The following is a 1,748-nucleotide window of genomic DNA, read 5'->3' as shown; positions in this document are numbered from 1 at the left end:
CGACGGATGCCGCGGCGAGCCCGCACGAGGTCGTCGACGCGGCCGCGCAGGGCCTCGACTACCCGGCGTTCGCCGCGCTGCGGCATCCGKGCGCCGGTCTGCTGGGCCGGGCGAAGGACCTGCTCGCCATCGGCAGCGCACTGCTGCGCAACGACGGGTCGCTCGTGTCGAAGGCGGGCTACGACGCGATGCTGCGCCCGCTCACCGCCGGGCTCCCGAAGCTCGAACCGTACCCCGAGTCGCGCGGCCAGGACTGGGGCTTCACGTGGAACCTGCGGCACTCGGCGGCGGGGCTGCTCGCCGCCGACACGTTCAGCCACGGCGCCTGGGCGGGCAGCGAGTTCGCCGTCACGCCGTCGCGCGGGGTGTGCTTCGTGCTGCTCACGAGCGTGGGCGGCGGCATCGGGCAGTTCGGCGTGAACATCGACGAGCTGCACAACGCGGTGGTCGCCGGCGCGGACTGACGCGAACGGCCGCGACCCGGCGGCGCGGCCGGCGACGACCCGGCGCCGCGTTCGGCGGCGCGGCCGGCCGCGTTCGGGAGTATCGTGTGAGCCGACCGAACGCCTGCGTGCCCGTCCACGCGTTCCGGACCCTCCCGCAGCGTCAGATCAGTGCAGCCACTGTTGGCGCGCCGACKTGCGAGGGCGAGGATTCGCGCATGGACACGGTGATGGAGTTGGAGATCGGGCCCGGCCCTGAGCCAGGCTCCTACGTGGTGCGGGTGCTGCAGTCGGTGGGCGGCGGCCAGCCGACCCAGGCGATGACGCTCGACCTCGCCCCGCTCGTCGACCAGCGACCCCTCCTCGAGGCCAGCGTGCTCTCGTCGTCGGTCTCCGCGCGACGGGTGATGTCGGACACCGAGACGACGGTGCAGGAGGTCGGCCGCCGCCTGTTCGACGCGGCCTTCCACGGCGACGTGCTCGCCGCCTACCGCACGAGCCTCGCGGTCGCCTCCGAACGCGGAACCAGCGTGCAGATCGCGCTGCGCCTGACGGCGCCCGAGCTCTCGTCGCTGCCGTGGGAGACCCTCTTCGACGCCGAGACCGGCGCCTACCTGTGCCGCAAGGAGCCGCTCGTCCGTCGCGTGCCGGCCTCGTTCACGCCTCCCGTGCTCGCCCTCGAGCCGCCCATGCGCATCCTCGGCATGATCGCGTCGCCGCGCGGACTCCCGGCGCTCGACGTCGGCGGCGAGCGCGAGCGCCTCGAGGAGGCCCTGCGCCCCCATCTCGACTCGGGCCGCGTGGAGCTCGAATGGCTCGACGACGTGACCTGGGACGGCGTGCACGCGAAGCTCCTCGAGAAGGAGTGGCACGTGCTGCACTTCATCGGCCACGGCTCGTACGACGCCGAGACCGACGAGGGCGTGCTCGCGTTCGTCGGCCGCGACGGCCGCGCCGACGAGGTGACCGCGTCGAGCCTCGCCGACCTGCTCGACGAGGCGGAGCCCACGCCTCGGCTCGTCATGCTCAACTCGTGCCAGTCCGCGGCATCCGGCACCACCGATCTCTTCTCGGGCACCGCGGCCGCCCTCGCGCACAGCGGCATCCGCGCGGTCGCGGCGATGCAGTTCTCGATCAGCGACGTCGCCGCCATCGCGTTCGCGCGCGGCTTCTACACGGCGCTCTCGTACGGGCGCGGCATCGACGAGGCGGTGCGCAGCGGACGCATCGGCATCCTCGGCATCGGCCGCGGCACGCTCGAGTGGGTCACGCCCGTGCTCTACCTGCGCGGCGAGGACACGCGGC

Annotated in this window: 2 protein-coding genes; both read left to right on the top strand. The window is 73.6% G+C overall.

Features of this window, described 5'->3' with window-relative positions:
• Positions 1-464, top strand: a 464-nt coding sequence (locus AC1DY2_RS19405) for a serine hydrolase (protein WP_476763900.1), incomplete at its 5' end; no start/stop codon positions are given.
• A gap of 197 nt (positions 465-661) precedes the next feature.
• Positions 662-1,748 (top strand): CHAT domain-containing protein (locus AC1DY2_RS19400; protein ID WP_476763899.1); only part of this gene is annotated, 1,087 nt, incomplete at its 3' end.

This window comes from Agromyces sp. P1_H4 (assembly GCF_056405255.1).
The sequence above is the reverse complement of the archived record's forward strand: the minus strand, read 5'-3'. Positions and strand labels throughout refer to the sequence as shown.